Origin of the sequence: Ensifer sp. Root558, from assembly GCF_001427045.1 — a bacterium.
GTDB classification, from domain to species: Bacteria; Pseudomonadota; Alphaproteobacteria; order Rhizobiales; family Rhizobiaceae; genus Ensifer; species Ensifer adhaerens.
Genome location: NZ_LMGC01000009.1, coordinates 225215 through 250078 on the forward strand (window position 1 = coordinate 225215; position 24864 = coordinate 250078).

The window sequence follows — 24864 nt, forward strand, 5'->3', positions numbered from 1 at the left end:
TGTTGACCTATGGGTTTCCAGTAACGGCAAGTAAATATCTGTTCCACGCCGCTTGCGAACGGAGTAATGTTTGCCCGATTGTTCGAGGGGGTCTCGCAACAGGAGGGGATGATGGGGGTCGACTGGGCTGTTCCGGTCGCCGCCGTGACACGCCGCAATGTCTTGCGGCTGTTCTCGGCAGGCGTGATGGCGAATGTGCTTTCCGGGTGTCAACACGACTGGCCACCGGCCGCGGCCTGCGAGCTTCCCTACCCGATCGTCGACGTTCACTGCCATTTCTTCAACGCGGCCGATGTGCCCGTGGAAGGGCTGGTGCGCTATGTGGCGCTGCGGGAGAAACTGCCGGAAGCAAAGCTCTCCGCCGATCCGCTGCAGTCGAAGCGCCTGGAAAATGCCCTGGTGGTCTTCCTCGTGACGGCCCTTGGCGACGTCGCGCCCAAGGCCAAGGCCGAGGACGCTATTCTCAAGAAGCGGGTGCCGCGCCCCTCCGACGCCGAGTTCGAGCGGCAGAAGGACGAGCAGTTGCGCATCGCCGTCAAGCAACTGGTCGCGCTAGCCGGCGAGCAGCGCGCATCGTTGACCGCACGAAGCGGCGCCGAAACGCCGGATTATCAAGGCCTGCTGGAACAGATCGGCGGCACCCCCGGCCTGCCGCAGGGCTTGCAGCGGCGCTCCGGCAGCGTGGAGGAGACGGATGTCGATGCCCTGGCGTCGGCCGCCAAGGCCCACGACCAGATCGGCAACTACCTTTCCTTCGTGCGCCTCATGCAGGACTACCGCGAAAACCTGGCGGAAACCTATGCCCGGATCTTCGCGTCGAAATGCCGGTTTTCCATGATCACGCCGAGCATCCTCGATTTCGAGAAGTCGATCGGCGGCAGGGCATCGCCGCAGCACGACCAGATCGACGTGATGGACGAGATCCAGCAGCTGGTGATCAAGCGGCACGGCATCCACATGCACAGCTTCGTCGGCTTCGATCCGCACCGGGAGGCGCAGAAGCGTGGCTCGTCGCTGGAAAACGTCCGCTACGCGATCATGGAAAAGGGCTTCATCGGCGTGAAGATCTACCCGCCGATGGGCTTCAAGGCATGGGGCAATGCGGATCCGAAGATCGATGCGGCGCTGAAGCGGCTCTACGACTGGTGCCGCGACAACAGCGTGCCGATCATGGCGCATGCGGAAAACAGCATCGGCGCCGGCTGCGGCTATGGCAATATGGCGAGCCCCGCCTACTGGAAGAAGCTGCTCGACACCAACCGTTACAATGACTTGCGGATCAATCTGGCGCATTTCGGCGCTTTCGATGAAGTCATTCGCCCAGGCGCACCGACGGGGGTCATGGTGTCCTGCGCCCAGGACAAATTCTCCGGTCCGCCGACCTGGGAGGACATCATTGGCAAGACGATCGGCCACGGGCGCCGGCCGAACCTGTTTGCCGACCTGAGCTACCTGAGCGAGCTCGTCACCGACAACACGCCCGGGCTGCACGAAAAAATCCGCGCGCTGCTCGACAAATGGCTGCGGGACTACGATCCCGATGCGCGCCATCTGATGTTCGGCACCGACTGGTCGATGATGGCGCTGGAGAAGGACTACAACGCCTACGTCCCGCGGATTGCCCAGCAACTGAAGGAGGCCAATGTCAGCGAGGAGGACCAGCAGAACATCTTCTGGAAGAACGCCTCCCGTTACCTCGGCCTCGACCGGCCGGGGCCGACCCGCCAGCGGCTCGCCACCTATTGTCGCAAGCGTGGCCTGGACGCCTCCTGGCTCTCGCAGCTGGAGATCGCCTGACCGCGGAGGCTGCTACCCGCGGTCCGGCCCGTGCCTATCGCCACGGTGCGGTTCTGGCGATCCATTCGCGCGTCCGGCCTTCCGGGTCGGCGTTGCGGGTGATGTCGGTAACGACGGCGGCGATGTCGGCGCCGTGCTCGAAGACGCCGGCGATCCGCTCGACGTTGAGGCCGCCGATGGCGACCAGCGGCAGCAACCCGACACGGTTCCGCCAGGCGGCAAGGCGCGGCAGTCCCTGCGGCGCCCACTTCATAGCCTTGAGAATGGTCGGGTAAACCGGTCCGAGCGCGACATAGTCGGGCTTGGCAGCAAGTGCTGTCTCCAGTTCCGTCTCGTCATGGGTGCTGAGTCCGAGCTTCAGGCCGGCGGCGCGGATTGCAGTAAGGTCGGCCTCCGCCAGGTCCTCCTGGCCGAGATGGACGAAGTCGCAGCCTTCCGCGATCGCCAGTTGCCAGTAGTCGTTGACGATGAGCTGGCAGCCCTGCTCGTCGCAAACGGCCTTGGCCGCGCGGATCTCGCGGCGGATCTCCGCTTCCGTACGATCCTTGACGCGTAGCTGCACCAGCTTGACGCCGAGCGGCACCAGCCGCTCGATCCAATCCGCGCTGTCGACGATGAGATAGAAGGGGTCAAGTTTCACGCAAACACCGCCTTTCCGATGACGGGGGTGGAAGGGACGGCAAAATCGCGCGGTTCGAGCATGCCCGCCTCGAAGGCCTGCCGGCCGGCATCGATCGCGCCCGCGAACGCAGCGGCCATCAGCGCGGGCTTGGCGGCGCCGGCGACGGCGGTGTTGAGCAGGACGGCATCGAAGCCGAACTCCATCACCCTCGTTGCGTGCGAGGGCCGGCCGATGCCGGCATCGACGATCAGCGGCACATCGGGAAAGTTGGCCCGCATTGCCCTGAGCGCCTGGATGTTCTGCGGGCCCATGGCGCTGCCGATCGGCGCGCACCAGGGCATCAGCACCTTGCAGCCGGCTTCCACGAGCCGTTCGGCAACCACGAGATCATCCGTGGTGTAGGGAAAGACTTCGAACCCTTCGGCCGAGAGGATGCGCGCCGCCTCGACCAGCCCGAAGACATCGGGCTGCAGCGTATCGTGGTGGCCGATCACTTCGAGTTTCAGCCAGTTAGTGCCGAAGACCTCGCGCGCCATCTTGGCCGTCAGCACCGCCTCTGACACCGAGTGGCAGCCGGCGGTGTTCGGCAGCACGTGCACGCCGAGCGCCCGGATCAGTTCGAAGAAGGCGCCGCCCTGGCGGCCTCCGGCGGTTTCGCGCCGGAGCGAGACCGTGACGACCCCAGTGCCTGACGATCGCACCGCATCTTCCAGAACGGCGGGGGAAGGGTAGCGGGCGGTGCCGAGCAACAACCGTGAGCGCAGGTCCTGTCCATAAAGCGTCAGCATGTCTCAGCCTCCTTTCATCGGCGAGAGAATTTCGATCCGGTCCCTGTCGCTGAGCGCATGACCCGAACGGTCGGCCCGGTGCACCAGTTCGCCGTTGACGGCGGTGGCGAGCCAGTCGCCTTCGAAATCGAGGGCGGCCAGAACCTCGGCGAGGGTGGTGACGGCGAGGTCGTGATCCTCGCCATTGACGGTCAGTCTCATGCGGCATCTCCCTTCAGGTCCTGCGCAAGCGCGAGGTCGGCTGCTTCCGCCGCCAGGGCCGGCGAAAGCAGGAAGCCATGGCGGTAAAGTCCGTTGATCGTGATGGTCTGCCCGGTGCGCAGGGCGCGCGGCAGGTTGTTGGCGAAGGCGGGGCGGACGCCGGCGCCGGTTTCGAAGAGGCGCGCTTCGCCGAAGGCCGGATGCAGCGCATAGGCGGCGTTCAGCAGTTCCATGAGGGAGCGGGCGGTGATCGGTCCGCCGTCATCCGTCTCGATCATCGTCGCCCCGCACATGAAGAGGCCGCCGCCGCGCGGCACGACGTAGAGCGGGATGCGGGGATGAATGAGCCTGACCGGCCGCGACAGCTCCACGTCGCTTGTCTGCAGGTAGAGCATTTCACCGCGCACGCCCCGCAGGCCCGGCGTTTCGCCGATGCGTGCCGCGCCGGCGCAGTCGGCGACGAGATCGTGGTGGCCATCGTCGCTCGTCTCATCGAGGAATGTGACGCCGTGATCGACAAGCTTCTGCCGCAACCGGCTCAGCGCCCGGCGCGGGTCGAGATGCGCCTCACCGGGAAAAAACAGCGCCTCGCGGAAACGTCCGGCAAGCGCCGGTTCCAGCCGTTCGATCGCGGCGGCGTCGAGCCATTCGAAGCCGGAGGTGCGTGAGGCAAAGCGCTTGAGTTCGCCCGCATCCCGTGGCGGGGCGACGACAAGCGTGCCGTTTCGGGAAACCTCGCCTGGCAGGGCGTCGTCCCACCAGTCGATGGCGCCGATGCCCTTTGTCAGCACCACCTCTTCGGCGCTTTCGCGTTCGCACCAGGGTGCCAGCATGCCGCCGGCAAACCAGGAGGCCGCGCCGGCAAAGCCTGGCTTTTGCTCGACAACCGTCACCGCGACACCGCGGGCGCTGAGTTCATGCGCCAGACAGAGCCCTGCGACGCCGGCACCTTTGACGAGGATCCGCATGGCTCAGTGTTCCCGCGAGGCGTGGGCGGGCCGTCGTGAGGGAAGCGGGATGGTGTTGGCGGTGTGCATGCCGAGGCTCCGATTGTGGAGACCCAGTTCACGAGCGAAGGAAGGGGAAGGACGCCTTGCCGTTGAATGGTCGCGTGAAGGCGACGTTTGCGGCAGCGATGTCTGCACCGTCCCTACGCCAGTATGAACTGGATCAGGTTCAACGGGTCACTGCGCCGCGCAAACCGCATAGCAGAATCTCAGCCCCTTGGCGGGACACCCCTGGTGAATGCTCCAAGCTGACCGTTCGGGGCGGTTTTTGTCAAGAGCCAGCATTCGTGTGCGATGTGATCTCATCTGCCGAAAAAATTATCTATAATTTGCGACGAGAAAGCGGAAGCGTTGGCGGCGTGATGAAAGGAGGTGGGGCAACCGGGTGGAGCGGGTCGAAAAACACCGGAGAAGCCCAGCCGCGTCCTTGTTTCTCGGGTGCGGTACGCCCGATTTCGGAAATGGGAGATGCGACCGATTGGTTGATGATTGTTGCCCCGTCTCGGCGGTTTCCAGATGCGTTCACGGTCAAAAAACAACCATAAGGGTATGTGCTAACACAAACTCTCCATCTGGGTGCTTGCGAACTTTGTTGGTCGATAAAATTATAGATAATATCAGATTCTATCTATTTCGCGTTTGCGATGACCTGGAGGACGAGCCGAAATGCTGGACGGAACCCTATCAACTGGCGCTAATTTTACCCCGGGCGACGCGGGCGAATCCCGCTGGACCCAAGCGGAAGCTGAAAAAATCTATAATTTGCCGTTCAACGATTTGCTCTACCGCGCACACACGGTCCATCGTGCGCAGTTCGATCCCAACACCATCCAGATGAGCAGGCTGCTCTCGATCAAGACCGGAGGCTGCGCCGAGGATTGCGGCTATTGCAGCCAGTCCGCCCACTATCCGACCGGGCTCAAGGCATCGAAGCTGATGGAGGTCGAGCGTGTGCTTGCCGAGGCGCGACAGGCGCGCGACGGCGGTGCGACGCGCTATTGCATGGGGGCCGCCTGGCGCAGCCCGAAGGACCGCGACATGGACGCGATCGTCGCCATGATCGGCGGTGTGCGGGCGCTTGGCATGGAAACCTGCATGACGCTGGGCATGCTGACGCCGGACCAGTCCGCACGGCTCGCCGAGGCCGGGCTCGACTACTACAACCACAATGTCGATACCTCCGAACGCTTCTACGGCGAGATCATCACCACCCGCAGCTTTGCCGACCGGCTGGAGACGCTCGCGAATGTCCGCGATGCCGGCATCAAGGTCTGCGCCGGAGGCATTCTCGGCATGGGCGAAACCGCCGACGACCGGATCTCCATGCTGGTGACGCTCGCCAATCTGCCGGTGCCGCCCGAAAGCGTGCCGATCAACATGCTGATCCCGATCCCGGGCTCGAAGCTGGCCGATGCAGCGCCCGTCGATCCGATCGATTTCGTCCGCACCATCGCGCTTGCCCGCATCCTGATGCCGCTATCGCATGTCCGGCTTTCGGCCGGCCGGACCGACATGAGCGACGAGACGCAGGCGCTCGGTTTCTTCGCCGGCGCCAATTCGATCTTTGTCGGCGAAACCCTGCTGACCGCCGACAATCCCGGCGAGGACCATGATGCGGCGCTCTTCCGACGCCTGGGGTTGAAGCCGATGGCTCCGGCGGCAAGGCAGGATGCGGCCGAATGACCCTGGGTCTGTTTGCGCGCTATGAGAAGACGCTGGAGGGCCTTGATCGCAAGGGCCGCCGGCGCGCACTTGCCCCCGCTGGCGGCCTCGACTTCACCTCGAACGACTACCTGGCGCTCGCCGCTTCGACGCGGCTGAAGGCGGCGATAACGAGTGCCATCGCGCGCGGCGTGCCGGTCGGCTCCGGCGGCTCACGGCTGTTGCGCGGCAATCACGAAGAACACGAGACGCTTGAGGCGGAAGCGGCCACCCTCTTCGGCGCGGAACGAATGCTCTTCTTCGGCAGCGGCTATGCCGCCAATGCTGCCCTGTTTTCGACGCTGCCGCAGCGCGACGACCTCATCGTCCACGATGCCCTGATCCATGCGAGCGCCCATGAAGGCATCGCTGCGAGCAAGGCCGATTCGGTTGCGGCAGCGCACAACGATATCGACGCCTTTGCCGATGCGATCGGCCAATGGCGCCGCGCCGGCGGCACAGGGCGCCCGTGGATTGCCGTCGAAAGCCTCTATTCGATGGATGGCGATCGGGCGCCGCTCGCCGACCTCTTAGCGCTTGCCGCGCAGCATGACGGCTTTCTCGTCATCGACGAGGCGCACGCGACCGGCGTCTTCGGGCCGGAAGGTCGCGGTCTCGCCGCTGAGCTGGAGGACCGGGAGAACGTCGTCATGCTGCATACTTGCGGCAAGGCGCTCGGTGTTTCCGGCGCACTGGTCGGAGCAAGCGCCGTGCTTTGCGATTATATCGTCAACCGCGCCCGCAATTTCATCTATTCGACCGCGCCCTCGCCACTCATCGCGGCCGCGGTGCGTGAAGCGCTCGCCGCCCTCGTCGACGAGCCGGAACGCCGCGCCGCATTCGACGACCTCAGGTCTTTCGCCAACCGGGCGCTCGCCGAAGTGCTCGGCATCGAAGGCAGCGGCTCGCAGATCCTGCCCATCCCGATCGGTGATAACGGCCGAGCGGTCCGCATCGCCGCCCGTATGCGCGCCGAGGGTTACGATGTCAGGGCAATCCGCCCGCCGACGGTGCCGGAAGGCACCGCGCGTCTTCGGATCGCCATCACCCTCAATGTCGACCGGGCCGCAATCGTGCAGATGCTGCAGCAGTTGAAGATCGCGATCGCGAAGGAGCGGCCATGAAAACCCGTATCGTGGTCACCGGTACCGATACCGGCATCGGCAAGACCATCTTTTCCGCAGCCCTCACCGATGCGCTCGACGGTTGCTACTGGAAGCCTGTGCAGTCAGGGCTCGACGAAGAAACCGACAGCGAGACCGTCGCCCGGCTCGGCCGGTTGTCGTGTGACCGCGTCCTGCCCGAAGCCTACAGGCTCGCAACACCGGCATCGCCGCACCTGTCAGCACGGATCGACGGCGTCACCATCGAGCCGGAGCATCTTTCCCCGCAGGCGGTGGAACGACCGCTGGTGATCGAAGGCGCAGGCGGGCTTCTGGTGCCGCTGACGGAGCACACGGTCTTTGCGGATGTCTTTGCGCGCTGGCTGATCCCGGTGGTTGTCTGCGCTCGCACCGGACTCGGCACGATCAACCACACCCTCTTGTCGCTCGAAGCGCTGCGCCGCCGCGCCATTCCCGTTCTCGGCGTCGCCTTCATTGGCGACGCGCAGGAGGACAGCGAAGCGATCATCACGCGCCTTGGCGGGGTGCACCGGCTCGGGCGGCTACCGCGGCTCGACCCGCTGACGCCCGACCGCCTGCGCCACGCCTTCGCCGAGAATTTCAACATCGCCGATTTTCGAGGGATGCCGGCATGAAGAGCTCCGCCGTCTGGTATCCCTTCACCCAGCATGCCCTCGAACCGGCGATGCGCCGCATCGTCGGCACCGAAGGTGCCTATCTCGTCGACGAAGATGGCGCGTCGATCCTCGATGCGATTTCGTCCTGGTGGGTTATCACCCACGGCCACCGTCACCCCACGATCATGGAGGCGATCCGCAGGGCTACGGAGACCTACGACCAGATCATCTTCGCCGAATATACTCACGCACCGGCGGAAGACCTGGCGCGCGGGCTGATCGAGATCGCACCGCCCGGGCTCGCCCATGTGTTTTATTCCGATAGCGGTTCGACTGCGGTCGAGGTCGCGCTGAAGATGGCGCTCGGGTTCTTCCACAACAGCGGCCAGCCGCGGAGCCGGATCTGTGTGCTGGAGCATGGCTATCACGGCGACACGATCGGCACGATGTCGGCCGGCGAAAGAGGCGTCTTCAATGCCGCCTACGCGCCGCTGCTCTTCGCCGTCGATCGCCTGCCCTTTCCGGAACCGGGCCGGGAGCAGGCAACGCTCGACGCCTTCGAACAGGCTTGCGCTTCCGGCGAGGTTGCCGCCCTGTTGATCGAGCCCCTGCTGCTTGGCGCCGGTGGCATGAAGACCTATCCGGCTTCCGTGCTGTCCGAGCTGAAACGCATTGCCGAACGGCATGGCAGCCTGCTGATCGCCGACGAGGTGATGACCGGTTGGGGGCGGACGGGCAGCCTGTTTGCCTGCGAGCAGGCCGGGATCGCGCCCGATATTCTCTGCACCTCGAAGGGGCTGACCGGCGGCGCGCTTCCTCTGGCCGCGACGCTTTGCACCTCGGAGATCTTCGAGGCGCATCTTTCGGCCGACCGACGCAAGACCTTCTTCCATTCGAGTTCCTACACGGCCAACCCGATCGCCTGTGCCGCGGCACTTGCCAATCTCGCCGTCTGGAGACAGGAGCCGGTGGGCGCGCGTATCGAAACCTTGGTCGCGCGCCAGGGTCGACATCTGGCGCGTTTCGCCGATGATCCTCGCTTCGGCGACGTTCGCCAAATCGGCACCATTACAGCCCTCGACCTCACGGTGCCGTCCAGCGGCTATCTCGCCGAGGTCGGCCCGCAGCTCAGGGCGTTTTTCCGCAAGCGTGGTTTGCTGATCCGTCCGCTCGGCAACGTCATCTACCTGATGCCGCCCTATTGCGTCACCGATGCCGATCTCGGGCGGGCCTATGACGCCATCGACGAGGCGGCGTCGCTCTTCGGGGCAGGGCAGCTATGAGGCTTGTTCGCTCATCCCGGATCGTCGGTTTCGGCCATGCGGTGCCGGAGCGGCGTGTCGCCAACGGCGAAATCGAGACGACGCTCGGGCTTGAGCCCGGCTGGATCGAGCGCCGCACCGGCATTCGCGAGCGGCGCTGGGCCGCGTCTGAAGACACGCTGTCGGGGCTTGCAGCAAAGGCGGGCGCAATGGCGCTCGAGGATGCCCGCACCCCGCCCGGCAATATCGCCCTGGTCCTGCTTGCGACCTCGACGCCCGATCACCTGCTGCCGCCTTCAGCACCCCTGCTCGCCCATCGTCTCGGCCTTTCCAACGCTGGTGCGATTGACCTTGCCGGCGCCTGCTCGGGTTTCCTCTACGCCCTGACGCTTGCCGACGGTTTCGCGCGGGCTCAGGGAAAGCCGGTGCTGGTGGTGGCGGCCAACATCTTGAGCCGCAGGATCAATCCGGCCGAGCGGGCGAGCGCCGTGCTCTTTGCCGATGCGGCCGGCGCCGTCGTCGTCGCGCCGTCCGATGACCCGCAAACCGGCCTCGTCGGCGTTGACCTTGCCGCCGATGGCAGCCGCTACGATCTGATCTCTATTGCCGCCGGCGGCGGCAACAGGCCGTTTTCCGCCGACACCAGGCCCGAGGACCTGTTGATGACAATGCGCGACGGGCGCGAGATGTTCGCGCAGGCGGTGGAGATGATGACGGCCTGTGCCGTGAACGCCATGGACGCCGCCGGCTGCGTGGCCTCGGACATCAGCCGCTTCGTGCCGCATCAGGCCAATGCCCGCATTTTCGACGCCGTCTGCGATCGTCTCGGCATCGCGCCGTCGAAAACGGTGCGCACGATCTCGGACTACGGCAATTCGTCGGCCGCGACCATCCCGCTGTCGCTATCGCTGGCGCACCGAGAAAAACCCTTCGTCTCCGGCGAAAAGCTGTTGCTGACGGCGGCCGGCGCGGGGCTTGCGGGAGGGGCGGCAGTGCTCGCGATCTGATGACGCGTCGACGGCAGCCACGCCGCGTAACCTGGGGCGCGCGCCGTGATGTCAGGGTGTTGAGGGCGCGGCGCAAGAGCCGCGTTTCATCAGCATTGGCTGCAGCTTGTATTCCTCCTGCAGCGCATGGCTGCCGAGCACGCCTTCGAGTGCCAGCCGGGCGATCTCGTCGATCGGCTGGCGAATGGTGGTGAGCCGCGGCAGCACCAGCGAAGCCAGAGGAATGTCGTCGAAGCCGACGATCGAAAGGTCGTTCGGGACCCGAAGCCCCATGTCGTCGGCGGCGCGCAGCAAGCCGATTGCCTGCTGGTCGCTGGCGGTGGCGATCGCCGTCGGGCGACTTGCTACGGGTTGCGTCAGCAGCTGCTTACCAAGTTCTTCACCTGAGCGGTAGTCGAAGTGCCCCTCGACGATCTGCGGCGGAACGTAGTCGCCTGGGTGGCTTTTCCGGAATTCCTCGAGCCGTTGAACGAAACCGCCGCGGCGCTCGCCGGAGACTTCGGTCGTGCCCGGACCGCTGATATAGCCAAGCCGACGATGGCCGAGCGAAAGCAGGTGGTCCGCGGCGAGATAACCGCCCTGACGATTGTCGACGGACACGAGCGCATGGCCGCTCAAGGGCCGGTCGACGGTCACCGTGCGCGTGCGCGACGCCAATCCATCGGCGAGGCTGTTGCTGACGGGAACGAGGATCAGCCCGGCCGGCAACCGTCCGAGCAGGGTTTCAATTTGCTGCTTCTCGGCGTCCGGGTCGTCATGGGTGTTGGCAAGCAGCACCGAGTAGCCTTCGGCGGAAGCCAACATCTCCACCTGTTTGGCAAGCTCGGCAAAGAAGGGGTTGGTGATGTCAGGCACGACCAGGCCGATAATGTCGGTCTTGGCGAGCCGGAGGCTGCGACCGAGAATGTTCGGTCGGTAGCCGATCGCGTCGATCGTTGCTTCGACCTTAGCCCTGATGTCCTCGCTCACCGTCTTGTTCTTGGCAAGCACACGCGAAACCGTGCCGACGGACACCCCGGCGCGCTGGGCAACATCCTTGATCGTCGGGTTCAAACGGTCGGCTCCCTATCACGTTCGCTGCATCGATCAGGAGGGAAAAATCATGCAACGGATCAAAGTCTTACGCCAGCGACCGCGGGTCCGCCCGACGGCAGCTGGCCTTCCTCTTAGATCAGAGAATGCCGCGAACCGGTAGCGGCTTCCAGCACAAATTTCTCAGCGATGAAACGTTTCATATTGACAGCGATACCGCCTTTCTATCTTCTAAAGGTCGAAGCGGGCCACGCATGTTCATGTGATGAAACGTTTCATTGATGGTTGGAGGACCATCTTTTCACCGGAGGAGAACCCATGAAATTTTCCCTGTATGCGTCTATCGTCGCACTTACCGTTGCCACCGCATTGCCGACACTTGCCATGGCTGCCGATAAACCCGTCGTCGGCCTCGTCATGAAGTCGCTTGCAAACGACTTCTTCAAGAACATGCTGGAAGGCGCCGAAGCACATGCGCAGAAGCGTGGCGACTACGAGCTTAAAGCCATCGGCATGCAGAACGAGACCGACTTCGAGAGCCAGCTGAATGGCGTCGAGAACTTCATTACCCAGGGCGTCGATGCGATCGTGATTGCGCCGGCCGACTCCCGCGCCATGGTCGCGCCGCTGAAGAAGGCGATGGATGCGGGTATTGTCGTCATCAATTTCGACGTTTCGCTCGACGAGCAGGCAAAGAAGGATGCCGGCGTCGATCTGGCCTTCGTCGGCCCTGACAATCGAGGCGGCGCCAAGATGGTCGGTGATGCGCTCGCCAAGGATCTCGGCGCCGGCGGTAAGGTCGTGATCCTCGAGGGCAATCCGGGCGCCGACAATGCAGCGCAGCGCAAGCTCGGCTTCGAGGATGCGATCGCGGCAGGCAAGCTCGATCTTCTCGATTCTCGGACGGCGCATTGGGAAACGGAAGAGGCCAATTCCGTCTTCTCGACCATGCTGACGGCGCATCCCGATATCCAGGGTGTGCTCGCCGCCAACGATTCCATGGCGATCGGTGTCGTCAAGGCGCTCGACGCGGCTGGCCGAAGCGACATCAAGGTCGTCGGCTTCGACAATGTGCCGGCGGTAGCCCCCATGCTGAAGGACGGCAAGCTTTTGGCGACAGTCGACCAGTTCGGTTCGCAGATGGCGGCGAACGCAATCGACAAGGCGCTCGAAGTCGTGGCCGGCGGGCCCAAACTCGAAGGTTGGGTGAAGACCGACATCGAGCTCGTGACCAAGGACAACGTGAAATAGCTCTGAGACCGCGCGTGCGCACCGGGCGCTGCCCGGTGCGCTTCGGCAAGGACAGCATCCGCCGCAGGCCAATGGTTTGCGTGCGCAATTGCTGCGTTTCAAAAGGGCCAGGTCATGATGAACACGCAAACCGTGCAGGCGGAAGCGGCTGGCGTTTCGATGCCGCCGGTTCTGGAACTGCACGATGTTAAGAAGGCCTTCGGGGGTACCAAGGCACTGAACGGCGTCAGCCTCTCCATTCAGCCGGGCGAAGTGCACGGCCTCATCGGCGAGAACGGTGCCGGCAAATCGACTTTGATCAAGGTTCTCTGCGGTATCGTCCGTCCGGACGAGGGCGCAATCAATCTTGCAGGCCGGGCCTATGCGCCGGCCACGCCCCGGGAGGCCAAGGCCAACGGTCTCCAGGTGGTGCACCAGGAATTCAACCTTCTGCCCCATCTGTCGGTGGCGGAAAACATCTTCATCGAGCATCTGCCGCGCAATGCGTTCGGCGTCGTTAGACGGCAGGAGATGCATGCCGGCGCACGGGCCGCACTCGACGCCATCGGCCTCAGCGACATCGACGTGCGCTGGCCGGTCGCGCGCCTCGGCATCGCCCACCGACAGTTGGTCGAGGTGGCGCGCGCGCTGATGACGGAAAGCCGTATTCTCATCCTCGACGAGCCGACGGCGACGCTGACGTCGCGCGAAACCGAGCGGCTGTTCAAGATCGTCAGCGACCTTCGCCGTCGCGGCGTCTCGATCGTTTTCGTGTCGCATCATCTCGACGAGGTCTTCCGCATCTGCGATCGGGTGACGGTGCTGCGCAACGGCGAGACGGTGTTCTCGCGGCCGATCGTCGAGACCAATCAGGACGAACTTGTGCGCGCCATGGTGGGCCGCAAGCTGCAGCAGCAGATGGCGAGCGAAGTGGTCTCGTTTGCTCGGCCGGCACAGGCGTTGTCGCTTGCCCGGTTTCGCCCGCCGCAATCGCCGCATGCCGAGGGCATTTCACTGCACCTGCACAAGGGCGAAATCCTGGGGATCGCCGGGCTTGTCGGCTCCGGCCGCACCGAGCTTCTGCGGGCGATCGCGGCCGCTCAACGGCCGCTCTCCGGTGAGCTCTTCCTTGAGGGGAAGCGCGCCTCCTTCCGCTCGCCGCGCGAGGCGATCAATGCCGGTATCGGCTTCGTGACCGAGGACCGGAAAGAGGAAGGCCTGATCCTCAACATGCCGATTTCGGCCAATGTCACGCTCGCGTCCCTCTCGGACGTCTCGCGTGCCGGCATCCTTGACAGGAAGGCGGAAATCGAAGTGACGGAACGGCTCGGCGCCGAGCTCAAGCTGAAATATGGCGGACCCGGCAAGAATGCCGCGACGCTCTCGGGCGGCAACCAGCAGAAGGTGGTGCTCGCCAAATGGCTGGCGCGCAATCCGAAGGTACTGCTGCTCGACGAGCCGACACGCGGCGTCGACGTCGGCGCCAAGGCCGAGATTTATGCCCTGATCCGCCAGTTCGCTGAACGTGGCTTGGCGCTGTTGATCGTCTCGTCGGAGCTGCCGGAACTGATGACCCTGTCGGACCGCATCCTCGTGATGTCGCAGCACCGTGTCGTCGGCGAGCTGTCGCGGCCGGAATTCTCCGAAGAACGTATTCTGCAATTTGCCTACCAGGGCGAGCAGCAACAGGCGAGGCAGTAAGATGCAAGCACTCGAAAAGACACAAGCCGGCGAAACCGTCCATGCCCGCCAGCTGCCGGGCTGGTCGCCAAAGGTGCTCCTGCGCGATGCCGGCATCGGCCTGGCGCTCCTGCTTTTGATCCTCTTCTTCTCGGTCTCGACCGAGCACTTCCTGACGGCCAACAACATCTCCAACATCCTGACGCAGATCACCATCAACCTGATCCTCGCCGTCGGCATGACCTTCGTCATCCTGATCGGCGGCATTGATCTTTCCGTCGGCTCGATGCTGGCCTTCTGCGCCGTCGTCGGCGGCACGGTGTTGACGATTCCCGATCTCTCGGTGTTCCAGGCCGTGGCGCTGGCAACGCTCGCCGCTGTCGGCACCGGCGTCGTCTGTGGCTTCCTGAATGGCTGGATCAGCGCCTTCTGGGGGCTGCCCTCCTTCATCGTCACGCTTGGCATGCTGAACATCGCCCGCGGTGCCGCGCTGCAGGTGACGGACGCACGCACGATCTATTCGTTTCCGCCGAGCTTCAACGCCTTCGGCTCGCAGATGATCTTCGGCATCCCCGTCGTCTTCCTGATCGCGCTGCTGCTCGTCGCGATCGCCTGGTTCGTACTGTCAAAGACGGTGTTCGGCCGGCTGCTCTATGGCATCGGCAACAACGAGGAGGCCGTGCGTCTCGCCGGCCATTCGCTGATGTTCTACAAAGTGGCGGCCTTCACGATTGCCGGTGCGCTCGTCGGCATCGCCGCCATGGTCTACATGGCCCGCCTTAACATCGCGAGCCCGATCATCGGCATCGGCTTCGAGCTGAACGCGATCGCCGCCGTCATCATCGGTGGCACGAGCCTCAACGGCGGCCGCGGCACGGTGATCGGCACCCTGCTCGGTGCCTGCATCACTGGGGTGCTTGCCAACGGCCTCATCCTGTTCGGGCTCAGCGATTTCATGCGGCAGATGATCACCGGTGTCGTCATCATCCTCGCCGTCATCATAGATAAATATCGCGAACGGCTGACCGGTATCTAAGACCGGGAGCCACGTGCGGACGGATCGCCGCCCGCCGCAATCGACGAAACGCGGTGAAGGACAAGGTGGTCGGGTCGATAGACCCGCCCGCGGGGATCTCTGCGGCCTGGTTTTCACGCAGAAGCAAATGGGGAAGGTTAGGCTGATGCTCAAGAACATCGATCCGGCGCTAAACGCCGACGTGCTGCATGCACTACGCTCAATGGGACATGGAGACCGGATCGCGATCGTTGACGCGAATTTTCCCGCCGACACGATCGCCCGCCACACCCGGCTCGGCCTACCGCTGCACATTGCGAATGTCTCGGCCGCGCGTGCGGTGCGTGCCATTCTTTCCGTCATGCCGCTCGACACGCCGCTGCAGCCCTCGGCGGCGCGGCTGACGCCGGACGGGGAGGCGGGCGAACTGCCGGAGGTCCAGCGCGAGGTGCAGGCCGAGCTCGTGCGTGCGGATGGTATTCTTTCGAAGATGTATGCGATCGAGCGTTTCGCCTTCCACGAGGAAGCGAAGCGCGCCTATTGTATCATCGTGACGGGCGAGGCGCGCCGCTTCGGCAGCTTCCTCTTCACCAAGGGCGTGGTGCCGCCGGCCAGCCACTGGCACGAGGCCGTCGCCGGGTGAGAGCCACCTTGGCCGCCATCAAAGGGTCGCAAGCTCCCGATTGGAAAGCACGCCATCATTGGCCCGCCTTATCTCGACCTTCCGTTCGAGCTCGGCGACGATGTCTTCGCTGAAATCGATCGAGGTCAGCTCGGCGATCTCGGGCAGGGCGCCGGGCGTGAAGACATTGACCTCCACCAGCTTGTCGCCGACGACGTCGAGGCCGACCAGGAACATGCCGTCGCGCACAAGCTTTGGGCGCATCTCCTCGGCGACCGCAAGCATCGCCGGGGTGACGACGGCCGCGGCGGGCCGGCCGTTGACATGCATGTTGGAGCGCAGCTCGCCTTCCGCCGGAACGCGCCGCACGGCGGCATAGGTGTCGCCACGCTTGAGCGGCCGGCCGTTCATCAGGAACAGGCGGACGTCGCCCTCCGTCGCCGCCGGCAGGTATTCCTGCGCGATCACATAGCCCATCTCGCTGACGGCCTCGAAGATCTGGTTGAGGTTCGTCTCATGGCTGGAGCCGACCTTGAAGACGTTCTTGCCGCCGGAGCCCTGCAGCGGCTTCAGGATGACGCCTTCGGGATGGGCGTCGAGGAAGGACCGGACCTCCTCCATGTGTTTCGTGATCAGCGTGGTTGGACGGACGACCTCGGGAAAACCCTGCAGATAGAGCTTGTTCTGTGCTGCCGCCAATCCGTCCGGGTCGTTGACGACGATCGCACCGCGCTCGGCGGCGAGCCGCCCGAAGATGATGCCGGCCTGGGTCGCCCAGGGACGCGTTGCGGCATCCTCCGAGGGGTCGTTGCGCAGAAAGAGGATCTGGATATCCGTAATGTCCAGGACCTCGCGCCGCGTCGCATCACCCCGCAGTGCCGCAATGAAGGTTTCAGCCTTGCGCGGCTTTGCAGTTCCGAGAGAAAGCGCATGGACGATCAGGCGGCCGTCTGGTGTCAGAACGAAATCGCCTGGCGTGAGGTAGACGATCTCATGGCCGCGGGCGAGGGCGGCGAGTGCCAGCGACGTCGTCGCATAGAACGTCTCTTCGCCCTCGATGGAGTTGACGAGAAAGGCAATGCGCATTCGGTTTCCTACTCTGAGATCAAGTCGAGCGGGGACAGTCCCCTTTGGGCTCGCTGAAGTCGGTCGCGCGCTTTGACCTCATCGAGAAAGATAGGGCGGAGCGCTGCGGTACCAAGGAGGCCGCGCAGGCTGAGTTCCTGGATCGCGCCGAAATGCGAGGCGGCGATCTTGCCCATCCAGAACGGTTCGAGAGTGCCGCCGCCGGCGAGGTGATCGAGAAGCTGCAAGAGGCCGCGCAGGTAGATCGCGTCCTTGACCAGCCCGCCGCCGCGATAGATGCGCAGCGTGATGTTGAAGGCCTCGGTGGCCGCAAAGCCATGACCGTCGACGAGCAGCCGGTAGGTCTGCGGAAAGGGTGCGCCGTCGAGCATGGCGGCGCAGCCGACGACCCGTGCCGCCAGCACGCGCAGCCGGTCTATCGTCATGCCGGCGCTCAGATATTCGGCAAAGACCGCGAGCCCCTCCTGCATGCCTTCGTAACCGGCCAGTCCGGAGCGAAGGATACGCAGCCCCTGGGCCGAACCGTTGAAATAGGTCAGCAGATGCACACCAATCTCGTGGTTGAGCAGCGCCTCGACGCGATCGGCGTCGAGCGCGGAACTCCTGGCGATCAAAAGCTGGCCGCGCGAAACGAGCAAGCCAGCCGGCAGGTCGTCGCGAATGTCGACGGAGGCGGAAAAATCGGCCGACTGGCGCCGATAGGCCGATATCATCGCCCGGGCGCGCTCCCTTATGTACTCGCAATCGCGCCTGTCTGCGGCCGAAGACCGTGCATCGCGGTCGGGTGCAGTGCGCGCCAGGATTTCGGAGGCGGCGTCATGAAGCGTGGCTTCCACCGGGCCATAGAGGGCGCGACCGAACTCGACGAAGGTGCGCGTCTCCCGCGCCGAGATCATCGACAACTGCAGATCGACCTCCTGCTGCTTTTCCCGGTAGAGGGCGTAGAGCAGCGGATCTTCGAGATGTTCGAAGTTGAGGGAAAAGAGCTTCCGCTTGGCCGTCTCGATCTGCAGCGTCAGCGGCCGGTAGTAGAGGCGCGGACTCTTGGAGAAGCCGCCCGAAGCGAACTCCGTCCAAGCGGCTTCGGCGTTGATTGGCGTCACCGCCAGAAGGAAGTCGAAGCTGGAGGCAATCTCGTCGATGCCGCGGTCGGCGCGCACGACGGCATCGACGAAGGCTTTTCGGCCGAAGGCGCGGTGCGTCGGCAGCCGAAAACTGTCCGATTTTGCGCGGGCGAAAGCAGCAACGGCTCTTAGCCCCGCGTCGAAGATGCTCGCGACCAGCCGCTCGCGCAGTTGCGGATAGATGCGGCGCGTTCCCGGCTCGCAGTAGATCGGCGCGAAGCGCACCGTCAGGTGTGGGGTGTCGAGCGCAAGCGCCTTTCGGCCTGTCGCTGTCGCCGCTGGGCGCTCGACGAGCGTCACATGCGGTGTGCGGAATTTTCCTTCGATCGTTGCCGCCGTCTCGATCAGGGCCTTGGCGGCGACCTGCTCGGCGGCACGCGCGCCGGCGACCACCTCGATCAAAAAGGGCGGCAGGAAGGGCGCGTCCTTGGCCGGCGGTTCATCGCTTTCGAGCTCACCGAATTCGAGCACGATGAAAAGGCCGAGTCGCTGTTCGATTACGCGCCCGACACGTTCGATGATTGCGGCGGCGGTATCGATGTCGGGCGCCAGTAGATAGGCGGCGTTCGCCTGGGCGATGTCGCGCGCCACCGGCTGTTGGTGCTCGGCGGCGATGTGCACACAGAGGAAGGGAACGAGGCGGTCGATGTGCAGCCGTCCGCCCTCGCCGAAATCGCGCCGCACGGCGCGGCCATCCGTCAGCCGGCCGATGGCTTCGTCGAGCCAGGCCGGGGCCGGACTTACGGGCGTCGCTTTCTCCTCCGTCATCGCTGCCTCGCCAACGTTTCTGTCAGGATCGGGACGAGGGAAGAGACCAGTGCCCGCAGAGAACGAAGCGCCCGGATATCCGGCTTGCCGGTCCATTCGTCCATGAAGGTCTTCTTGAACTCGATCGCGATCGCGCAGCCGGTCTCGGGAAAATGCTCGTGGATGAAGCGCGTCTGCTCTCCGCGTCCTTGGAAGGCGACGTTCTCGCGTACATCCACCGGCCGGCCTTGGATAGAGGCGGTGCCGAGCGCCGACATCAGCGTATCGATGACGCCGGCCCATCTGAGCCGATCCATCGAGGAGGTCCCGATGTTGATCTCCGGGGCTTCGTCGGGAGCCGCAGGCGCGGCGTCCGGTCCCTGTCGCCGGTGGTTGTAGCTGTGCATGTCGAGCACGATGAAGCGACCGTGGCGGCGCTCGATCGCCGTCAGCATCGAATGCAGCATGGCATAGTACTCGTCATGGACGGCGAGGGACGCCTCGATCATCTCGACGGGCGGATGTTCCCGCCAGACGGAAAGGCCCCAGGCTTGCGCCGGCTGAAGATAGACCGCGCCCGTGCGGGCACGGTTGAGGTCGACCTCGAAGCGGGACCTGTGGACGACGATGCGGTTGGCAAGATCGCGGATGACGAACTCGGTGAACGGATCCTCCTCGCGCAGCCGTTCCTCGTCTGTCAGGGCGGTGAGCGCGCGGGCGTCGCTGCGCATCGCGTGCCCGTTGTGGATCGCCGTGCCGACGATCGGCCCATCGCCGCGGTGTGCGGTCCACCAGGTGGTTTCGCTGGCTGAGCGGAACTGTTCCGTCGGCTCGCTTTGCATCTTCGCTCCCGCACTCCCTCGCTCTGGTCGCTACGGGGGTGCAACTCCCCGGTGACCCAAAGGGTTCCAGAACGGGAGAAATTTCCGGGGCGGTCGAGACGCAAGGCCACCCCGCTCCGACAGCCGCCCTCAACGTTTTTGCTGGCCGATCTCGCCGAGAATCCACTGGCGGAAGGCGCTGATTTTCGGGGCGTTTCGCCGGCTCTCCGGATAGACCATCCAAAAGGCCTGGCTCTCGTCGCAGAGCAGATCGAAGGGCTGGATCAGACGCCCGTCGGCGAGTTCCGCGGCAAAGAAGGCCGGCGTCAGGATCGCCACGCCCTGTCCGGCCGCGGCCGCATTTCCCTCATAGACTTGGGCGCCCATGCTGGAGCCGGGCCGGCTCGCAAGCCCTTCCACCGGCACGTTGGCGGCGGCAAACCACTGCGCCCACCAGGGATCACCGGGGTCGAGAAGCGGCAGGCGCAGGAGGTCGGCCGGTTCCTTCACGCCACCGATGCTGGCGGCAAGGCCTGGGCTCAACATCGGCGAAAAATCGGCGTTGATCAGACGGTGGGCGGCAAGTCCCGGCCACTCGCCGCGGCCTGAGCGAATGCCGATATCGACCTCCTCGCGACTGAAGTCAACCAGATGCGGCTCGGTTTGAAGTCGCACGGCAAGCGAGGGGTGAGTGATCTGAAACGAGCCGAGGCGCCGCGCCAGCCAGTTGGAGGCAAAGGTCGCGATCGTACTGATGACCAGTGTTCCCTGGGCGCCGCCGCGCGCGCTCACATAGGCTTCGCTGAGCTGCTCGAAGACCTGCGTCACCACGGGTGCAAGCCGCTGGCCGACCTCGGTGAGCGCGATCTGGCGTGGGCGGCGGAGGAACAGGGGTGCGCCGATCCGATCTTCCAGCACCTTGATCTGATAGCTCACCGCAGCTTGCGTCATGCCGAGTTCGCTTGCGGCATTGGTGAAACTTCCATGGCGCGCGACCGCCTCGAAGACCCGTATCGCCGTCAATGGGGGAAGCGGAAGTGTCTTATGCATCAAATGGCCTTATGCATGGTGACCGATATTCGATTGGAAGTTGATGCCGTCCACAACCATTTTCAAGGTCCGTCCATTAGACGGATTGATGAAGAGGATGACGGCTATGACAACCATTCAAGTACGTAGTTTTTCGTCGACAAACGATTTTTCCGTCGGTTCCTGGCTGGCGCTCGTGTTCGCGAGGAAGAGCCGGACGACCGATGTCGTCGACGTCAGGGATCTGTCGGATCACCTGAAGCGGGATATGGGCTTTCTCGACGGCAACCGCCCCGACGGGCACGACCTCCCGACCGCATGATTTCGCCCAACCGTATGATTTCAAAAGACCCGGGCGGACCTCCCACCGCCCGGGTCTTTTCTTGCCCGCGACGCAGCGTCGTCGCCCGGGCGGAGCAGTTTTCCACGTCCCGCCCGCTCTTTGGGTCAGAATTCCTTTAATCTACTGTTTAAGTGGATAATCTCGGTGGTGTCGGCCGGCGCGAGTTTGCGGCGGCCGCCTGAGATGAGGTCCATGATGAGCATGTTGCGGCAATACGAGCGTTTGAGTGCAATCCGCGAGGTCCTGCAGGGCCGGCTGGAACTGCACGAGGCACGCGATTGTTTTGGTTTCGACGATATCGAGGATGGCACGGTCCATGAGCTTAAGGATCGCATTGCCGAACTCTCCGATGAGATCTCGACCTTGAAAAGCCGCTGCGGACGCTATCAAAGCTTCGGCCGTCAGTGACCAAATCCGCCAACAATTACCTGAAGTGACGACGGCACGCCGTCGATGAATGGAAATCCCCATGACATTGCATGTAAATTCCCGCGTCGCAGATTATGCGATCAACCCGCTTTTTCTCGAGCGCTGGTCTCCGCGCGCCTATTCGGGTGCCGAGATTTCCGAGCCCGAGCTGTTCGAGATTCTTGAGGCTGCTCGCTGGGCGCCGTCCGCCTACAATGCCCAGCCTTGGCATTTCGTCTATGCGCGCCGCGGCAGTGAAGGCTGGGAGAGGCTGCTCGGTCTCCTGAACGAGTTCAACCGGAGTTGGGCGGCGGAGGCATCGGCGCTGATCTTCGTGCTGTCGAAGACTTCACTGTTGCCGCCCGGCGGTAGCGAAGAGGTGGCGTCCTACACCCATTCCTTCGATGCCGGTGCCGCCTGGGGTGCGCTTGCGCTGCAGGCAGCGCATTCCGGCTGGCAGGCGCATGGTATGGCCGGTCTCGACTATGAGCGCGCGCGAACGGAGCTCGGCGTGCCCGAGAACTATCGGATCGAAGCGGCCGTCGCGATCGGGCGTCTCGGCGACAAGACGCTGCTTCCGCACGCGCTGCAGCAGCGCGAGCAGCCAAGCCCGCGCAAGGCGCTGTCGGAGATCGTATCCGAAGGCCGGTTCGTGGCCGGCTGACCCGTCAAACGAGGGGGCGGGCAAGGCTTGCCGGCTTGCCCCCTCAGTGGTCGTCGGTCTCATCCCGGCTAGTCTCATTCAGCGCCTGCACGGTGACCGCAGCGACGAGGCCGGTCAGTACGATGCCGGAAAAACCGATCACCAGCGCCAGCACCCGAGCGCTCAGATGCTTCGGCGTGATGTCGCCGTAGCCGATGGTCAGGCCCGTGACGAAGGTGAAATAGAACGCTTCGTCGAGCCGCCAGTCTTCGATGCGGCCGATGACGACGCCGGTTCCTGCCATTACGATCAGGATTGCTGAGAAGATCGGCCAGAGCAGCTGAAGCTGCTGGTAGAGATTGGAGAAGAACCGGCGTCGCATTCTCTTCGTCTGCCGCCGGCGTTGAGATTCCGCCACGCAATCCTCCCTCTCGCGGATAGGCCCGGAAGGCGAACCAGCCACGCCCCCAGGACGGTCGGCCCAAGGCTCGCTTGCCGCCGTCGAAATCCCTTCGCGAACGCACCGCCGCCGCTCTGAAGATAGCCCTGAGTCGGGTCGGCTTCCAGCGCCTGTTTTCCGGCCGGCAAACGGGATGCGATGCCGTCAGTTGCATTTCTTGCAACCGCTTTGGCCGAGTGCTATCGCTTTAGAATAATCTCATGAAAGCTCCTGCCAAAGGACAACCCGGATGGCATCGCATGAGCATTCACTTGCCGGCGACGGCCGCTCTCTCTCCGCTGGCCTGCGGCTCGACGTGATCGCAGGTCTTACGGCCGCCGCCGTGGTCCTGCCCAAGGCGATGGCCTATGCCACGGTCGCCGGCCTGCCCGTCAGTGTCGGCCTCTACACCGCCTTCGTGCCGATGATCATCTACGCGCTTCTCGGCACGTCGCGCGTTCTCAGCGTCTCGTCGACCACCACGCTTGCGATCCTCGCCGGCACGCAGCTCGGCCTTGCCGTCCCGGATGGCGATCCGGCCAAGCTGCTGACGGCGACCGCGACGCTGACGGCGCTCACCGGCGCGCTACTGTTCCTGGCATCGCTGCTGCGTTTCGGCTTTGTCGCCAATTTCATATCGTCGCCGGTGCTGATCGGCTTCAAGGCCGGCATCGGCCTTGTCATCGTGCTCGACCAGGTGCCGAAGCTGCTCGGCATTCACATCACCAAGGAAGGCTTCTTCCGCGATATCCTCAGCATCGCCGGGCACCTGTCCGAGACATCGATGCTCACGCTCGCGATTGCGGCTGCGGCTCTGGTGGCTTTGCTTGCGATGGAGCGCCTCTGGCCGCATTCGCCGGCGCCGCTTCTGGCGGTGGCCGCGGGCATCGCGCTTTCCTGGTTCGCGGGTCTCGCCGCGCTCGGCGTTTCCACCGTCGGCTTCATCCCGCAATCGCTGCCTTCGCTGACACTTCCGAGCCTGGGTCTTGTTCAGGAACTCTTGCCGGGCGCGCTCGGCATCGCGTTGATGAGCTTCACCGAGACCATTGCCGCCGGCCGGGCCTTTGCCGCCCCGTCCGACCCGCCGATCCGGGCGAACCGCGAGTTGCTGGCGACGGGTGCCGCGAATTTCGGAGGCGCCTTCTTCGGTGCCATGAGTGCCGGCGGCGGCACGTCGCAGACCGCCGTGGTGCGAGCGGTCGGCGGCCACAGCCAGATGGCGTCTCTGGTCACCGCGGCGGCTGCGGCTGCGACCATGCTGGTCCTCGCGCCGCTGCTCGGCCTGCTGCCGCAGGCCGTGCTTGCGGCGATCGTCATCGTCTACTCGGTCGGGCTCATCAAGCCCGCGGACTTCCTCTCCGTCCGCAAGGTCCGGCTGATGGAGTTTCACTGGGCGTTGGCCGCCTTTCTCGGCGTGCTGTTTTTCGGCACGCTGCAGGGGATCATCGTTGCAATCGTGCTGTCGTTCATCGGGCTCGCGCGCCAGGCGGCCTCGGCGAAGGTCTATGTTGTCGGCCGCAAGCGCGGCACCGATCGGCTGCGGCCGCTCTCGTCCGCGCACCCCGATGACGAGACCTTCGAGGGGCTTTTGATCCTACGCCCGGAGGGTCGGCTCTTTTTTGGCAATGCCCAGCAGGTGGCCGACCAGGCGCAGATGCTGGTCGCAAAGCAGAAGCCCAGAGTTGTCGTGCTCGACATGAGCCGGGTTTTCGACATCGAATATTCGGCGCTGCAGATGATGATGGAGGGCGAGCGCCGCATCAGTGAACACGGCGTCACCGTCTGGCTGGCCGAGCTGAACCCGGACGTGCTTGCCTATGTGCGCGCATCCGGCTTTGCCGATCAGCTCGGCCCTGACCGCCTGTTCGTCAATACCCGCACGGCGCTCCAGCACTATCTGGCCGGCGCCGCGCAGGCGTAAAGCAATTCCAGGAAAAGGGCACAGCGGTTTTCCGTCCGGAATTGTGCTCAGAAAATGAGCTATTCCGCCATCATCTCGCCCGTTCCGCCGAAGGCCGGCGGGAAGTCCCGATACTTCGGCAGGCCGTCCTTCATCGGCAGCACCGTCTCCTGATAGTTGACGTGAAGCATCGGCTTGAAGGCAAGCGACGGGATTGCCGCTGCAAAGACGTCGGTGACACCCCAGAGCGGATGTTCGGTCATGAGATGCCCGCCGCAGGCCTTGCACCATTTGCGCACGCTCGTTGCCGTCTTCTGGTAGCCAACCAGATTGTCCGCACCCTTGACGATCTTGACCTTCTCCGGTGGCCAGAGCGTGAAGGCGTTGACCGGGCCTGCCGACCAGCTTCGGCAGGAACTGCAATGGCAATAACCCATGGCGGCCGGATCGCCGCTCACTTCGATCTCGACTGCGCCGCAGAAGCACTTTCCGTTGAGGCTGCCGTTCGCTGCCATGACTTTCTCCAATGAAAGAACGCAAGGGGCAGAACGCCTTGAGTTGGCGGCTTTCCTTGGGTTCGGTTTTGTTCTGACCGGCCTTTTTTGCCGATCGGCTCAAT

25 protein-coding genes and 1 riboswitch are annotated in these 24864 nt (G+C 64.2%); of the genes, 14 read left to right on the top strand and 11 right to left on the bottom strand.

Translation table 11 applies throughout. The features are described 5' to 3' along the window. Positions 1–111 precede the first annotated feature (111 nt). Positions 112–1797 (top strand): amidohydrolase family protein, encoded by a 1686-nt coding sequence (locus ASD63_RS12285; protein WP_060529363.1) that lies wholly within the window; start codon positions 112–114, stop codon positions 1795–1797. A 34-nt stretch (positions 1798–1831) separates the two neighbouring features. On the opposite strand, the gene ASD63_RS12290 is transcribed toward ASD63_RS12285, so the two are convergent. From ASD63_RS12290 to thiO, 4 genes are read right to left on the bottom strand one after another with little or no spacing between them, the layout of a single operon-like run. Beyond that, complete coding sequence (locus tag ASD63_RS12290) at positions 1832–2437, bottom strand: thiamine phosphate synthase (protein ID WP_060529364.1); 606 nt, start codon at positions 2435–2437, stop codon at positions 1832–1834. After that, a complete protein-coding gene (locus ASD63_RS12295; RefSeq protein WP_060529365.1) occupies positions 2434–3207 on the bottom strand; it encodes a thiazole synthase in 774 nt (257 codons plus the stop codon). Before ASD63_RS12295 ends, ASD63_RS12290 begins: the two co-directional genes overlap by 4 nt. A 3-nt stretch (positions 3208–3210) precedes the next feature. After that, entirely contained in the window at positions 3211–3408 is a 198-nt protein-coding gene (gene thiS, locus ASD63_RS12300; protein ID WP_060529366.1) for a sulfur carrier protein ThiS, read from the bottom strand. Beyond that, positions 3405–4376: a glycine oxidase ThiO gene (gene thiO, locus ASD63_RS12305; protein WP_060529367.1), complete on the bottom strand. Its 972-nt coding sequence runs from the start codon at positions 4374–4376 to the stop codon at positions 3405–3407. Before thiO ends, thiS begins: the two co-directional genes overlap by 4 nt. A gap of 161 nt (positions 4377–4537) precedes the next feature. Continuing rightward, a riboswitch (TPP riboswitch) is annotated at positions 4538–4658 on the bottom strand. 423 nt (positions 4659–5081) lie between these two features. Between thiO and bioB the strand changes: the two genes are divergently transcribed. The 5 genes from bioB to ASD63_RS12330 are packed head-to-tail and all read left to right on the top strand — an operon-like array spanning position 5082 to position 10126. After that, positions 5082–6098 (top strand): biotin synthase BioB, encoded by a 1017-nt coding sequence (gene bioB, locus ASD63_RS12310; RefSeq protein WP_060529368.1) that lies wholly within the window; start codon positions 5082–5084, stop codon positions 6096–6098. Further along, positions 6095–7240 carry an 8-amino-7-oxononanoate synthase gene (locus ASD63_RS12315; RefSeq protein WP_060529369.1) on the top strand — a complete coding sequence of 382 codons (1146 nt, stop codon included), beginning with the start codon at positions 6095–6097 and terminating at the stop codon, positions 7238–7240. The genes bioB and ASD63_RS12315 overlap by 4 nt, the downstream gene beginning before the upstream one ends. Continuing rightward, the gene (gene bioD / locus ASD63_RS12320; RefSeq protein WP_060529370.1) at positions 7237–7875 is read left to right on the top strand and encodes a dethiobiotin synthase; all 639 of its coding nucleotides are present in this window, start codon (positions 7237–7239) and stop codon (positions 7873–7875) included. Before ASD63_RS12315 ends, bioD begins: the two co-directional genes overlap by 4 nt. Beyond that, positions 7872–9140, top strand: a complete 1269-nt coding sequence (locus tag ASD63_RS12325; protein WP_060529371.1) for an adenosylmethionine--8-amino-7-oxononanoate transaminase — start codon at positions 7872–7874, stop codon at positions 9138–9140. Before bioD ends, ASD63_RS12325 begins: the two co-directional genes overlap by 4 nt. Continuing rightward, the gene (locus ASD63_RS12330; RefSeq protein ID WP_060529372.1) at positions 9137–10126 is read left to right on the top strand and encodes a beta-ketoacyl-ACP synthase III; all 990 of its coding nucleotides are present in this window, start codon (positions 9137–9139) and stop codon (positions 10124–10126) included. Before ASD63_RS12325 ends, ASD63_RS12330 begins: the two co-directional genes overlap by 4 nt. Before the next feature lie 51 nt (positions 10127–10177). Here ASD63_RS12330 and ASD63_RS12335 read toward each other — a convergent pair whose 3' ends face one another. After that, positions 10178–11179, bottom strand: coding sequence for a LacI family DNA-binding transcriptional regulator (locus tag ASD63_RS12335; RefSeq protein ID WP_060521906.1), 1002 nt, complete (start codon positions 11177–11179; stop codon positions 10178–10180). Positions 11180–11476: 297 nt separating this feature from the next. Between ASD63_RS12335 and ASD63_RS12340 the strand changes: the two genes are divergently transcribed. The 4 genes from ASD63_RS12340 (at position 11477) to ASD63_RS12355 (ending at position 15726) form a co-directional block, all read left to right on the top strand. Beyond that, positions 11477–12409 carry a sugar ABC transporter substrate-binding protein gene (locus ASD63_RS12340; protein WP_060529373.1) on the top strand — a complete coding sequence of 311 codons (933 nt, stop codon included), beginning with the start codon at positions 11477–11479 and terminating at the stop codon, positions 12407–12409. Between the two features lie 117 nt (positions 12410–12526). Continuing rightward, positions 12527–14089, top strand: coding sequence for a sugar ABC transporter ATP-binding protein (locus ASD63_RS12345; protein ID WP_060529386.1), 1563 nt, complete (start codon positions 12527–12529; stop codon positions 14087–14089). A gap of 1 nt (position 14090) precedes the next feature. Beyond that, positions 14091–15104, top strand: coding sequence for an ABC transporter permease (locus ASD63_RS12350; protein ID WP_060521908.1), 1014 nt, complete (start codon positions 14091–14093; stop codon positions 15102–15104). Between the two features lie 145 nt (positions 15105–15249). Further along, positions 15250–15726: an RbsD/FucU domain-containing protein gene (locus tag ASD63_RS12355; protein ID WP_060529374.1), complete on the top strand. Its 477-nt coding sequence runs from the start codon at positions 15250–15252 to the stop codon at positions 15724–15726. Positions 15727–15744: 18 nt separating this feature from the next. Here ASD63_RS12355 and ASD63_RS12360 read toward each other — a convergent pair whose 3' ends face one another. The 4 genes from ASD63_RS12360 to ASD63_RS12375 form a co-directional block, all read right to left on the bottom strand. After that, on the bottom strand, positions 15745–16791 hold the full coding sequence (locus ASD63_RS12360) for a glutathione synthetase (RefSeq protein WP_060529375.1): 1047 nt from the start codon (positions 16789–16791) through the stop codon (positions 15745–15747). 8 nt (positions 16792–16799) lie between these two features. After that, positions 16800–18683 carry a flavohemoglobin expression-modulating QEGLA motif protein gene (locus ASD63_RS12365; protein WP_060529376.1) on the bottom strand — a complete coding sequence of 628 codons (1884 nt, stop codon included), beginning with the start codon at positions 18681–18683 and terminating at the stop codon, positions 16800–16802. Beyond that, on the bottom strand, positions 18680–19504 hold the full coding sequence (locus ASD63_RS12370; protein WP_060529377.1) for an N-formylglutamate amidohydrolase: 825 nt from the start codon (positions 19502–19504) through the stop codon (positions 18680–18682). The genes ASD63_RS12365 and ASD63_RS12370 overlap by 4 nt, the downstream gene beginning before the upstream one ends. 129 nt (positions 19505–19633) lie before the next feature. Then, on the bottom strand, positions 19634–20533 hold the full coding sequence (locus ASD63_RS12375) for a LysR substrate-binding domain-containing protein (protein ID WP_060521913.1): 900 nt from the start codon (positions 20531–20533) through the stop codon (positions 19634–19636). 106 nt (positions 20534–20639) lie between these two features. Here ASD63_RS12375 and ASD63_RS12380 point away from each other — a divergent pair, with 106 nt between their 5' ends. The 3 genes from ASD63_RS12380 (at position 20640) to ASD63_RS12390 (ending at position 21927) form a co-directional block, all read left to right on the top strand. Next, entirely contained in the window at positions 20640–20834 is a 195-nt protein-coding gene (locus tag ASD63_RS12380; RefSeq protein WP_060529387.1) for a hypothetical protein, read from the top strand. 222 nt (positions 20835–21056) lie between these two features. After that, complete coding sequence (locus ASD63_RS12385; RefSeq protein WP_034798507.1) at positions 21057–21263, top strand: hypothetical protein; 207 nt, start codon at positions 21057–21059, stop codon at positions 21261–21263. 61 nt (positions 21264–21324) lie between these two features. Continuing rightward, the gene (locus ASD63_RS12390) at positions 21325–21927 is read left to right on the top strand and encodes a nitroreductase family protein (RefSeq protein WP_034798482.1); all 603 of its coding nucleotides are present in this window, start codon (positions 21325–21327) and stop codon (positions 21925–21927) included. 43 nt (positions 21928–21970) lie between these two features. Here ASD63_RS12390 and ASD63_RS12395 read toward each other — a convergent pair whose 3' ends face one another. Further along, on the bottom strand, positions 21971–22288 hold the full coding sequence (locus ASD63_RS12395) for a potassium channel family protein (protein WP_034798484.1): 318 nt from the start codon (positions 22286–22288) through the stop codon (positions 21971–21973). A 307-nt stretch (positions 22289–22595) separates the two neighbouring features. Here ASD63_RS12395 and ASD63_RS12400 point away from each other — a divergent pair, with 307 nt between their 5' ends. Beyond that, positions 22596–24266 (top strand): SulP family inorganic anion transporter, encoded by a 1671-nt coding sequence (locus tag ASD63_RS12400; protein ID WP_034798485.1) that lies wholly within the window; start codon positions 22596–22598, stop codon positions 24264–24266. Between the two features lie 59 nt (positions 24267–24325). On the opposite strand, the gene ASD63_RS12405 is transcribed toward ASD63_RS12400, so the two are convergent. Continuing rightward, positions 24326–24760 carry a GFA family protein gene (locus tag ASD63_RS12405; RefSeq protein WP_034798487.1) on the bottom strand — a complete coding sequence of 145 codons (435 nt, stop codon included), beginning with the start codon at positions 24758–24760 and terminating at the stop codon, positions 24326–24328. Positions 24761–24864 lie beyond the last annotated feature (104 nt).

Excerpts from the sequence above, each read along its gene's own strand:
- ASD63_RS12340 (WP_060529373.1), top strand. The coding sequence starts at position 11,477 with ATGAAATTTTCCCTGTATGCGTCTATCGTCGCACTTACCGTTGCCACC.
- ASD63_RS12400 (WP_034798485.1), top strand. The coding sequence starts at position 22,596 with ATGGCATCGCATGAGCATTCACTTGCCGGCGACGGCCGCTCTCTCTCC.
- ASD63_RS12365 (WP_060529376.1), bottom strand. The coding sequence starts at position 18,683 with ATGACGGAGGAGAAAGCGACGCCCGTAAGTCCGGCCCCGGCCTGGCTC.
- ASD63_RS12330 (WP_060529372.1), top strand. The coding sequence starts at position 9,137 with ATGAGGCTTGTTCGCTCATCCCGGATCGTCGGTTTCGGCCATGCGGTG.
- thiO (WP_060529367.1), bottom strand. The coding sequence starts at position 4,376 with ATGCGGATCCTCGTCAAAGGTGCCGGCGTCGCAGGGCTCTGTCTGGCG.
- ASD63_RS12345 (WP_060529386.1), top strand. The coding sequence starts at position 12,527 with ATGAACACGCAAACCGTGCAGGCGGAAGCGGCTGGCGTTTCGATGCCG.
- ASD63_RS12370 (WP_060529377.1), bottom strand. The coding sequence starts at position 19,504 with ATGCAAAGCGAGCCGACGGAACAGTTCCGCTCAGCCAGCGAAACCACC.
- ASD63_RS12405 (WP_034798487.1), bottom strand. The coding sequence starts at position 24,760 with ATGGCAGCGAACGGCAGCCTCAACGGAAAGTGCTTCTGCGGCGCAGTC.
- ASD63_RS12315 (WP_060529369.1), top strand. The coding sequence starts at position 6,095 with ATGACCCTGGGTCTGTTTGCGCGCTATGAGAAGACGCTGGAGGGCCTT.
- ASD63_RS12375 (WP_060521913.1), bottom strand. The coding sequence starts at position 20,533 with ATGCATAAGACACTTCCGCTTCCCCCATTGACGGCGATACGGGTCTTC.
- thiS (WP_060529366.1), bottom strand. The coding sequence starts at position 3,408 with ATGAGACTGACCGTCAATGGCGAGGATCACGACCTCGCCGTCACCACC.
- ASD63_RS12390 (WP_034798482.1), top strand. The coding sequence starts at position 21,325 with ATGACATTGCATGTAAATTCCCGCGTCGCAGATTATGCGATCAACCCG.
- ASD63_RS12360 (WP_060529375.1), bottom strand. The coding sequence starts at position 16,791 with ATGCGCATTGCCTTTCTCGTCAACTCCATCGAGGGCGAAGAGACGTTC.
- ASD63_RS12355 (WP_060529374.1), top strand. The coding sequence starts at position 15,250 with ATGCTCAAGAACATCGATCCGGCGCTAAACGCCGACGTGCTGCATGCA.
- ASD63_RS12350 (WP_060521908.1), top strand. The coding sequence starts at position 14,091 with ATGCAAGCACTCGAAAAGACACAAGCCGGCGAAACCGTCCATGCCCGC.
- ASD63_RS12395 (WP_034798484.1), bottom strand. The coding sequence starts at position 22,288 with ATGCGACGCCGGTTCTTCTCCAATCTCTACCAGCAGCTTCAGCTGCTC.
- bioB (WP_060529368.1), top strand. The coding sequence starts at position 5,082 with ATGCTGGACGGAACCCTATCAACTGGCGCTAATTTTACCCCGGGCGAC.
- ASD63_RS12295 (WP_060529365.1), bottom strand. The coding sequence starts at position 3,207 with ATGCTGACGCTTTATGGACAGGACCTGCGCTCACGGTTGTTGCTCGGC.
- ASD63_RS12285 (WP_060529363.1), top strand. The coding sequence starts at position 112 with ATGGGGGTCGACTGGGCTGTTCCGGTCGCCGCCGTGACACGCCGCAAT.
- ASD63_RS12385 (WP_034798507.1), top strand. The coding sequence starts at position 21,057 with ATGTTGCGGCAATACGAGCGTTTGAGTGCAATCCGCGAGGTCCTGCAG.
- bioD (WP_060529370.1), top strand. The coding sequence starts at position 7,237 with ATGAAAACCCGTATCGTGGTCACCGGTACCGATACCGGCATCGGCAAG.
- ASD63_RS12380 (WP_060529387.1), top strand. The coding sequence starts at position 20,640 with ATGACAACCATTCAAGTACGTAGTTTTTCGTCGACAAACGATTTTTCC.
- ASD63_RS12325 (WP_060529371.1), top strand. The coding sequence starts at position 7,872 with ATGAAGAGCTCCGCCGTCTGGTATCCCTTCACCCAGCATGCCCTCGAA.